Annotated in this window: 8 protein-coding genes; all 8 read left to right on the forward strand. The window is 71.7% G+C overall.

The window, feature by feature from the left end; translation table 11 throughout:
- Positions 1–682: nucleotide sugar dehydrogenase (locus tag VF665_RS06705; protein ID WP_331052638.1), on the forward strand; the 682-nt coding region annotated here is incomplete at its 5' end.
- Between the two features lie 91 nt (positions 683–773).
- Positions 774–1,979 carry a glycosyltransferase gene (locus VF665_RS06710; protein ID WP_331052639.1) on the forward strand — a complete coding sequence of 402 codons (1,206 nt, stop codon included), beginning with the start codon at positions 774–776 and terminating at the stop codon, positions 1,977–1,979.
- A complete protein-coding gene (locus VF665_RS06715) occupies positions 1,976–2,956 on the forward strand; it encodes a GDP-mannose 4,6-dehydratase (RefSeq protein ID WP_331052640.1) in 981 nt (326 codons plus the stop codon). Before VF665_RS06710 ends, VF665_RS06715 begins: the two co-directional genes overlap by 4 nt.
- Positions 2,940–4,907, forward strand: coding sequence for a hypothetical protein (locus VF665_RS06720; protein WP_331052641.1), 1,968 nt, complete (start codon positions 2,940–2,942; stop codon positions 4,905–4,907). The genes VF665_RS06715 and VF665_RS06720 overlap by 17 nt, the downstream gene beginning before the upstream one ends.
- Complete coding sequence (locus VF665_RS06725; RefSeq protein WP_331052642.1) at positions 4,897–5,949, forward strand: SDR family oxidoreductase; 1,053 nt, start codon at positions 4,897–4,899, stop codon at positions 5,947–5,949. The genes VF665_RS06720 and VF665_RS06725 overlap by 11 nt, the downstream gene beginning before the upstream one ends.
- Before the next feature lie 161 nt (positions 5,950–6,110).
- On the forward strand, positions 6,111–7,565 hold the full coding sequence (locus VF665_RS06730; RefSeq protein WP_331052643.1) for a DUF362 domain-containing protein: 1,455 nt from the start codon (positions 6,111–6,113) through the stop codon (positions 7,563–7,565).
- Entirely contained in the window at positions 7,565–8,887 is a 1,323-nt protein-coding gene (locus tag VF665_RS06735) for an AMP-binding protein (protein WP_331052644.1), read from the forward strand. Before VF665_RS06730 ends, VF665_RS06735 begins: the two co-directional genes overlap by 1 nt.
- A gap of 4 nt (positions 8,888–8,891) precedes the next feature.
- A partial coding sequence (locus VF665_RS06740) for a lipid II flippase MurJ (protein WP_331052645.1) occupies positions 8,892–9,517 on the forward strand: 626 nt, incomplete at its 3' end.

Consider the following 9,517-nt stretch of genomic DNA (forward strand, 5'->3'; position numbering starts at 1 on the left):
CAACGAGCTGGCGCAGGCGTGCGACCGGCTGAACGTGGACGTGTGGGAGGTGATCGAGGCGGCGGCCACCAAGCCGTTCGGCTTCATGAAGTTCACCCCCGGTCCGGGGCTGGGCGGGCACTGCATCCCGCTGGACCCGCACTACCTGAGCTGGAAGATGCGCACGCTGGCGTTCAAGACGCGGATGATCGAGCTGGCCAGCGAGATCAACGCCGAGATGCCGGGCTTCGTGGTGGGCAAGGTGGCCGACGCGCTGAACCAGGACCGCAAGGCGGTCAACGGCAGCCGGGTGCTGGTGCTGGGCGTGGCGTACAAGAAGGACATCGACGACCTGCGCGAAAGCCCGGCGCTGGACATCATCCAGCTGCTGCAGGAAAAAGGGGCGCGGGTGGAGTTCCACGACCCGTACTGCCCGGAGATCGCCGACGACGGCCACACGCCGCTGAAGGGGCTTCCCCTGCGCAGCGTGGAGCTGACGGACGAGGCGCTGCGGGCCGCCGACATCGTGGTGGTGGTGACGGACCACAGCGGGGTGGACTACGCCCGCGTGGCCCAGCACGCCCGGCTGGTGGTGGACACCCGCGGGGTCATGCGCGGCGAGACCGGCCCCGGCCGGGTCGTGGGTCTGGCCACCGAGCACCTGCGCGGGCTGCGCCGTCCCTCGGTGGCGGCCGCGCTGTAATCCGCACAACGTTTTCACCGCATCGGCTGTCTTGGGAGGGAGCGCCGCACCGGCGCCCTTCCCGCAGCCCGCCCTGCCGACGCTTTCCGGAGTGAGCCAGCCAACCGTCGTCCGCATCATCGCCCGCCTGAACATCGGGGGTCCGGCCCTGCACACCATGCACCTTTCGCACGGCCTGGCCGACAGCTATCCCACCGTGCTGGTGACGGGGGCGGTGGACGAGGGCGAGGCCGACCTCTTTGACGAGGTGGTGGCGCGCGGCGTCCACGTGGTGCGCATCCCGGAACTGGGACGGCGCATCAGCCCGTGGCAGGACGGGGTGGCGCTGGCCAAGCTGGTGCGCCTCCTTGTGCGGGTGAGGCCGCGGATCGTGCACACGCACACCGCCAAGGCCGGCACCCTGGGACGCATCGCGGCCGTGCTGGCCGGGGTGCCCGTGCGGGTGCACACCTATCACGGACACGTCTTTCAGGGGTATTTCAGCCCCGTTCTGACCCGCGTGATCCTGGCCATTGAGCGCACCCTGGCGCGCGCCACCACCACGCTGGTAACCGTGAGCGAGGGACAGGCCCGGGAGCTGGTGGACGAGTTCCGCATCTGCCCGGCGCCCAAGATGAAGGTGGTGCCGTTGGGGCTGGAGCTGGACGGGTTCGCCCCCGCGCGCTCCGCGGGGCTGCGTGACGGCATGCGCGCCGAACTGGGCGTGGGCGCCGAGCCGGTCATCGCCGTCGTGGGGCGGCTGGTTCCCATCAAGGACCACGCCCTTCTGCTGCGCGCGGCGGCCCGGGTGGCCGCCGCCGGGCAGGAGTTCCGCCTGGCGGTCGTGGGCGGCGGGCCGGAAGAGCCGGCGCTGCGCGCGCTGTGCGCCCGTCTGGGGTTGGAGGGCCGCGTCTCCTTTCTGGGATGGCGCCGCGACCTGGACCGGGTGTATGCGGGCGCCGACATCGTGGCGCTCAGCTCCCGAAACGAGGGCACTCCGGTGGCGCTCATCGAGGCCCTTGCGGCCGGCCGCGCCGTGGTGAGCACCGACGTGGGCGGCGTGCGAGACGTGCTTCGCGGCGGCGAACTGGGGCTCCTGGTGCCCTCCGGCGACGAAGCGGCTCTGGCCGATGCACTGCTCACCCTGCTGCGCGACCCCGCGCTGCGGGAAACGCTGGGACGCCGGGGCGCCGCGGAAGCGCCGGCCCGGTTCGGGGTGGCGCGCCTGCTGGGCGACGTTCGCCGGCTCTATGATGGACTTGCGCCCGGGAAGCGGGCGGCTTCACGCAATCTTACTCCTTCCCTGACGGACTCATGAACTACCTGATCACCGGCGGGGCCGGATTCATCGGCTCGCACCTGGCGGACTCTCTGCTCGCGGACGGGCACTCCGTATCCATCATCGACGACCTCTCCACCGGGTCGATCAAGAACATCGCGCACCTGCGGACGCATCCCCGCTTCCACTACGTCATCAACTCGATGATGAACGCCTCGCTGCTGGGCGAGATGGTGGACGCAGCGGACGCCGTCTTCCACCTGGCCGCGGCGGTGGGCGTGAAGCTGATTGTGGAAAGCCCGGTTCGCACCATCGAAACCAACATCCAGTGCACGGAGCTGCTTCTGGCCATCGCGGCCAAGAAGGGCAAGCGCGTCCTGGTGGCCAGCACCTCCGAGGTGTACGGCAAGAGCACCGACATTCCGTTCCGCGAAACGGGCGATCTGGTCATGGGGCCCACCAACCGCGGCCGGTGGAGCTATGCGTGCAGCAAGGCCATCGACGAATTCCTGGCCATTGCGTACTGGCACGAGAAGCGGCTCCCCACCGTGGTGGTGCGGCTGTTCAACACCGTGGGGCCGCGGCAGACGGGCCAGTACGGCATGGTGATTCCGCGCTTCGTGCAGCAGGCTCTGGCCGGCGAGCCCATGACGGTGTACGGGGACGGCACGCAGAGCCGCTGCTTCACCCATGTGTCCGACACGGTGCGGGGGCTGCGCGGGCTGATGGACCACGACGGCGCCACGGGGCAGGTGTACAACATCGGCAACAACCAGGAAATCAGCATCCTGGGGCTGGCCGAGCGCGTGCGCGAGCTCACGGGTTCGCGCTCGGAGATCCAGTACATCCCCTACGCCATCGCGTACGAGGAAAGCTTCGAAGACATGCCCCGCCGGGTGCCGTGCACGGACAAGATCCGCGCGGCCATCGGCTGGGAGCCGCGCCACGACACCGACGAGATCCTGCGCGCCGTGATCGAGTCGTTCCAGGGAACCGCCCTTGCCGCCGCTCGCTGACCCACCCGGGGTGCTGGCGTTCGCCGCCGCGGCGGCGGCCGGGCTGGCCGCCGCGGCGGGGCTCACCCCCGCGGTGCGCACCCTGGCGCGCGCGCGGGGGTGGGTGGCGCGCCCGCGCCAGGACCGGTGGCACCAGCGCCCCACGGCGCTGCTGGGGGGCATCGCCATTTTCGTGTCGCTTGCGCTGGTGGTGACGCTGGCGCTGGCGTCGGGGTTGGCGGGCGCGTCGTGGAACGCCGGGCCGGCGCGGCTGCTGGCCGGTCTGGGCGCCGCCGCGACGCTCATGTTCCTCACGGGGATGGTGGACGACCTGGGCGGCGTAGGCCCGCGCGCCAAGCTGGCCTGCCAGACCGCGGCGGGCGCGGCGCTGGTGGCGGCGGGGCTGGTGTATCCGGTTACCCCGTCGCCGGCGGCGAACGCGCTGCTCACGGTTGTGTGGGTGCTCGTGCTCACCAACGCTGTGAACCTGCTCGACAACATGGACGGGGTGTCGGCCGGGGTGAGCGGGGTGGGCGCCCTGGTGCTGGGCGTGCTGTTCGCCCGGCGCGGCGACGCCACCGCGGCGGTGGTCAGCCTTTCGCTCGCCGGCACGCTGGCCGGATACCTGATCTACAACCGCTCTCCGGCCTCCATCTTCATGGGGGACTGCGGCAGCCTGCTGCTGGGCGCCCTGCTGGCCGGGCTGGGCGCCGCGTACAGCCAGGGTGCCCCGCGGCACAGCCTGGCGGCGTTTGCGGTTCCCGTGCTGGTGGCGCTGGTTCCCGTGTTTGACACCGCGCTCGTGAGCTTTACCCGTACCCGCGCCCGCTATTCGCTTGCGCAGGGCGGGCGCGACCACGTGGCCCACCGGCTGGTGTCCATGGGCTTCAGCGAGCGGCGCACGGCCGGCCTGCTGTACGCGGCCGCGGCCCTGGCCGGGGGCGTGGCGCTGCTGGTGGACGCCGATCCCGCCGGCCTGGGCGCCTGGCTGGCCGGTGCCATCGGCGCGGTGCTGATGGTGCTGGGCGCCTACCTTTCGGGCCTCTACGAGTACTCTCCCGACAAGGCGAACTCCACCGGGCTGCGGGTTCGGCTGCTTGCCGGGCTGGTGTCGCGGCCCCGGCTGCTGGAGGCGGGAATGGACGCGCTTCTGTTTGCCGCGGCCTACTCCGGCGCCTACCTGCTCCGCTACGACGGCGTGCTTCCCGCGGGGCACGCGGGGCTGCTCCGGGCCACGCTGGGCGTGGCCGTGGTGGCCAAGGCGGCGGCGTTCGCCGTGGCGGGCGTGTACCGCAGCGTGTGGCATCGTCCCGGCATGTCGGACCTGCACCGGATCGCGCGGGCCACGCTCCTGGGTGAGCTCTTCACCGTGGCCGCGGTGGTGTTCCTGTTCCGCAGCAGCGAGTTTTCGCGGAGCGTGTTCGTCATTGACGCCGTGCTCACCGCTCTTCTTGCCCTGGGCGCCCGGGCGTCGTTCCGCTCCATGGAACTGGTGCGCGGCGCCCTGACGGCCTCGGGGCGCCCCGCGCTGGTGTACGGTGTGGGCCGCCGGGGCGAACTGGTTCTGCGGGAGCTTGCGGGCAACCCGCGCCTGGAACTGCAGGCGGTGGGGCTGGTGGACGACGACCCTGACAAGCGCGGCCGGTGGGTGCACGGGCTCCCCGTGCTGGGCGGCGCCGAGCAGCTGCCCGCCCTGATCCGCGCCAACCGTGCCGAGGTCGTGCTGCTGGGCACGGGCAAGCTCCCCCCCGAGCGGCTGGCCCGCGTTCAGGAGGCCTGCCGCCAGGCCGGCGCGCGGCTGGTTCGTCTGGAGGTGCGCGTGGAGCCCGTGCGCCCCGCGGCGAACTCCGCCCCGTGGCGCGTGCCGGCGGGTGCCGGCCCGCACCCCGCGCTCCGTTCCCCCTCCCCGCGGCAGGCGCACGAGGCGCCGGCCGTACTCCACCCCGAGCCGACGCTCATCGATGTCGCCTGAGGGATCCACGGCCATCGCCCGCGCCGAAGCCGGCCTGCGCCGTGCCCCGCGCACCTGGCTGGTGACCGGCGTAGCCGGCTTCATCGGCAGCAACCTTCTCCAGCGCCTTCTGGAACTGGGCCAGACGGTGGTGGGGCTGGACAACTTCGCCACCGGCAAGCGCGAAAACCTGGACGAGGTGCTTGCGGCCTGCGGCGACCACGCGCACCGCTTCCGCTTCATCGAAGGCGACATCCGCGACCTGCAGAGCTGCCGCGACGCGTGCGCCGGGGCCGACTACGTGCTGCACCAGGCGGCGCTGGGTTCCGTCCCGCGCTCCATCGACGATCCGCTGCTGGTGAACGCCGTGAACGTGGTCGGCGGGCTCAACGTGCTGCAGGCCGCGCGCGAGGCGGGGGTGCGGCGGCTGGTGTTCGCCGCTTCCAGCGCGGTGTACGGTGACCACCCGGGCCTGCCCAAGGTGGAAGATGCCGTGGGGCGGCCGCTGTCCCCGTACGCGGTCACCAAGTACGTCAACGAACTGTACGCGGGCGTCTTTCAGCGCGTGTACGGACTGGAAACCATCGGGCTCCGCTACTTCAACGTCTTTGGACGGCGGCAGGACCCGGACGGGGCGTACGCCGCCGTCATTCCCCGGTGGGTGGGGAACCTGCTGGCCGGCCGGCCCTGCGTCATCAACGGCGACGGCGAAACCAGCCGGGATTTCTGCTTCGTCGACAACGTTGTGCAGGCGAACCTGCTGGCGGCCACTGCACCCTCCCAAACGGCGGGCGTGGTCTACAACGTGGCACAGGCCGAGCGCACCACGCTCAACCAGCTGTTCGGGCTGCTGCGCGCCGAGTTGTCCGCGTACCGGCCCGACCTCGCCGGCGCGCGCCCGGAGTACGCGCCCTTCCGCGTGGGCGACGTGCGCCACTCGGAGGCCGACATCAGCCGCATCCGCGAGGCGCTGGGCTACCGGCCCACGCACCGGGTAAGCGACGGCCTGCGCGCAGCTACGGCGTGGTACGCCGAGCACATGGCCGAGGCAGGCGTCTCGTAGCCGAGCCGCCGCTGGCCCTTCCGCCGGTCGGGATGCGCACGGGCTCCGCGATGGTCGATGACGACCACCGGGGAGCCCTCGCGCATCCCCCTCCGGCGTTTCTGAACCTTGCGAACGCGATCATGTCCCTGCACCGATCCGCATCAGAACCCGTTCCGGCCGTGCTTCCACCGGAGCGCGTGTTCTGCGCCCGTTCGCCCGGCGCCGGGTACGCGACCGCCGCGCCGGAGCCCGCGCCCGAACTTCCGGGCGGCACGGCGGAAACGCCCGCCCTGATCACGCTGCGCGCGCTGCTGCGCGACGCGGGACTGGACGCGTCGCGCTACGGCACCGCCGCCTGGAACCCGCTGGGCGCCATCATCCGCGCGGGGAGCCGGGTGCTGCTCAAGCCCAACTGGGTGCTGCACCAGAACCAATCCGGCCACGGGATGGAGTGCCTGGTGACGCACACCAGCGTGGTGGAAGCCGCGGCCGTGTATGCGCTGCTCGCCGGGCCGGGGCAGGTGGTGATCGGCGACGCCCCCGTGCAGGGGTGCGACTTCGAGGCGCTTGCGGCCGCCTGCGGCTTCGCGGAGATGCTGGACCGGCTGGCCCCGCTCGCCGCGCGCCAAGGTACCGCGCTGTCACTGGTGGACTTCCGGCGCACCATTCTGGACGGGGGACGCATCGAGCACCGCTCCGCCGCCGTGCACCGCGGCGACGACGACTACGTGCTGTTCGACATGGCGGATGAAAGCGCCCTGGAGCCGGTGACGGCGCGCGGAACCGAATTCCGCGTCACCATGTACGATCCCCGCGCTCTTGCGCGCACCCACGCCCCGGGCCGGCACCAGTACCTGATCGCGCGCGAGGCGGTGGAGGCCGACGTCGTCATCAACCTCCCCAAGCTCAAGACGCACAAGAAGGCCGGAGTGACCGGCGCGCTCAAGAACCTGGTGGGCATCAACGGACACAAGGAATACCTTCCGCACCACCGAAAGGGAGGCGCGGACCGCGGGGGCGACTGCTACCCCGGCGGGTCGCCGCTCAAGGCGACGGCGGAGCACCTGCTGGACGTGGCGAACGCCAGCTCGTCGCGCCGGGTAAGGCGGGTGCTGCCCCGCGTGGCGAGCCTGGCGGCGCGGCTGGGCCGGCTGTGGGGACACGACGCGAACCTCGAGGGGTCGTGGCACGGCAACGACACCGTTTGGCGGATGTGCCTGGACCTACAGCGCGTCCTGGCCTACGGGCGCCCTGACGGCACGCTGGCCGGCTCGCCGCAGCGCGCGGTGCTCACCCTCACGGATGCGATCGTCGCGGGCGAGGGGAACGGGCCCTTGTCGCCCCTTCCGGCGCCCCTGGGCATGCTGACCTTGGGCACGTCTCCCGCCGCGCTGGAATGGGTGCACGCGTTGCTGATGGGCTTTGACCCGCGCCGCATCCCCCTGATTCACAACGCGTTCGCGCCGCACCCCCGCCCCCTGGCGCGCTTTGGCCCCGAGGCCGTGCGCGTCATGATGGACGGGCGGGAGATCGGCCCCGCCGCCAACGCTGCGGCGTACGGCCGGGCCTTTGTGCCCCCTGATGGCTGGCGGGGAGCGTGCGAGGCGGCCGGTGATGCCGAGGAGGCCGCCTGATGCTGAGCCGGGCGGTGTGGGAGCTGGGGTTCCTGAGGGCGGGGGCACGCCGGTACTGGAGCGAACTGGAGGGCTTCGGCGCGAAGCCGCCCGCCGAAGCGCGCAGGGAGATGGGCCGGCGCCTGCTGGAGCAGGTGCGCTACTTCGGCACCCGCGCCGACGCGCTTCCGGAGTGGCGCGAAGCGGCGCGGCTGCGCGACCCCGAGGCGCTGTGGGCGGTGTGGGATTCGCTCCCCATTCTGACCAAGCACGACCTCCAGACCCGGTTTCATCCGCGGGAGATGGTGCCCCGGTTCGGGCTGGTGGGGCGCGCCTCGTCCACGGGCGGGTCCACGGGCGAGCCGACACCTTTTTTTCACACGCCCGAGGTGCTCGCGGCCATGACGGCGGCCCGGCACTACACGCGCCGGCAGATGGGGTGGATTCCCGGCCGGCCGCTGGTGATCGTGTGGGGGTCGGAGCGCGACATCGGACGAACGCGCTCCAACAGGGCGCGCGTGTCGGCGCGCATGCGCAACGAGTGGCTGGTGGACGGGTATTCGCTGGACGGCCACACGGTGGACCGTGTGCTGGGGTTGTTGCGGCGGCTGGGTCCGGTGGCGCTGTACGGCTTTACCAGCATGCTGGAATTCGTGGCGCGCGAAACCCTGAAACGCGGCGACCTTCCCGCGCCGGGCAGCGTGCGCGCGGCGTGGAACGGCGGCGAAATGCTGTACGACAGCCAGTCGGAGCTGTTTTGCAGGGCCTTTGGTGTTCCCATCCTGAACTTCTACGGCGGGCGCGAACTGTCGGCCATGGCGTACCAGCGGGCGCCCGGGGCGCCGCTGCGGGTGGTTCGCCCCTGGCTGCATGTGGACGTCGTGGATGATCTGGGGCGTCCCGTGCCACCGGGCCAAGCCGGCCGGCTGATCTGGACCAGCACGCTGTGCCGCGGCACCCCGTTTCTGCGCTACGACGTGGGCGACCTGGGAAGCTGGTCGCCCGCGGGGCGCGATGAATCGGGAATCCGCGAACTCGCCTCGCTGCAGGGCCGCTTTGCCGGGCTGGTGCGCCTTCCGGGCGGCAAGACGATCAACGGGCTTTACTGGAACCACCTGTTCAAGGAATTTCCCGAGGTGGAGCAGTTTCAGGTGGCAGTGCTGGGCAACCGGGGGCTGGAGTTCCGGCTCCGCGGCGGACCGCTGACGGCGGAGCGCGAGGACGAACTGCGGGCGCGGGCCGGCAACATCGTGGGCCACACCCCGGTCACGCTTCGCTGGATGGAGAAGATCCCGCTCAGCCCGCAGGGCAAGCTGATGCAGGTCGTACATGAAGCGGAGTGACGGGGTGGCGGGCACCACGGAATCGTTGGGGGCGAGGTCCGGGATCTGGCGGCGGGCCGGGGGGGCGCTGGCCCGCCGCGGCACTCCGGGAAGCGTGAACCGGCGGATCCTTTCGGCGCTGCTGACCGTGGCCGGGCTTACGGCGGTGGTCAAGGTTGCCGGCGCCGGCAAAGAGGTGCTGGTGGCCAACCGGTTTGGAACCAGCGGAGCCCTGGATGCCTATCTGGCGGCCTTTCTGGTGCCTTCGGTGGTGCTGACGGTGGTTGCGGCCGCACTGCAGTCGGCGTTCGTTCCCGTATACGTACGCGTTCGCGAGCGCGAGGGGGCCCACGCTTCTCTGCGCCTGCTGGCCAGCTACCTCGCCGCGGCGGCAGCGCTGCTGGCCCTCTGCACCCTGTTGCTCGCTTTCCTCGCCGGGCCGGCGGTGTCGTTCGTTGCGCCGGGCTTTACGGCCGAGCAGCACCGGCTCGCGACCGGACTGCTGCGCGTTCTCTGCCCCCTGGTACTGTTCGGCGGCCTGTTCATGGCGGGGGCGGGAGTCATGCAGGCGGGTGAGCGATTTGCGGCGGCGGCTCTCGCTCCCCTGGCAACACCGGTGCTTCTGGCCGCCGTGCTGCTCCTGCTGCCCGG

It is taken from the genome of Longimicrobium sp. (assembly GCF_036387355.1).
Taxonomy (GTDB): Bacteria; Gemmatimonadota; Gemmatimonadetes; order Longimicrobiales; family Longimicrobiaceae; genus Longimicrobium.